Source organism: Lentilactobacillus dabitei (genome assembly GCF_019061365.1).
GTDB lineage: Bacteria > Bacillota > Bacilli > Lactobacillales > Lactobacillaceae > Lentilactobacillus > Lentilactobacillus dabitei.
The window spans coordinates 254-818 of sequence record NZ_JAHPPD010000178.1; the positions used below are offsets into that span (position 1 = coordinate 254).

Sequence of the window (565 nt, forward strand, 5' to 3'; positions counted from 1 at the left end):
TTCCTGAGTTTGGGGAACTTTGAATTCAGTCACATCGGAAACCATCTTCTGATTTGGCCGATCAGTTTGAAAACGCCGATGTAATCGATTTTTAACTCGCGTTCCTTCCGGGCCCTTAGAGGAGTCGTACTTGCGAGTTTTCTTGTGATAGCCTTCTCCTTGAATCCCTAACTCCTTCATCAATCGATAAACGCGCTTATGATTGACCTTAAGGTCAAAATCGTTCAGGAGGGCTTGAGTAATCCGTAGAACGCCCATATGGTGATCCTGATTCCAGATGCGGGAAATCAAGTGTTTCAATTGGCCATCCTTGTCTGGTAGCTTAAATTGACGCTTCCAGTAGAAAAAGGTATCTGGTGAAATTGGTAAGACCCGTAGAAGGTCAGTCAGCTTAAATTGGGCCTCGAGGGTGCAGATTACTTGGGCGAGTTCTTTGTTCGTTGCTTCATCGAGGCCAATAATTTTAACGCTTCATTTTTGATGCGTAACTCCAAATTTTCAGCTTCTAGTTGCTTAAGACGATTTTCTTCCAGAGAAAGTTTCTTCTTAGTTGACCGTTTCTTAG

1 protein-coding gene is annotated in these 565 nt (G+C 43.2%); it reads right to left on the reverse strand.

Features of this window, described 5'->3' with window-relative positions; translation table 11 throughout:
• The coding region (locus KTE19_RS14420) for an IS3 family transposase (protein ID WP_217342518.1) at positions 1 to 300 on the reverse strand (300 nt) is incomplete at its 3' end.
• Between the last annotated feature and the right edge of the window lie 265 nt (positions 301 to 565).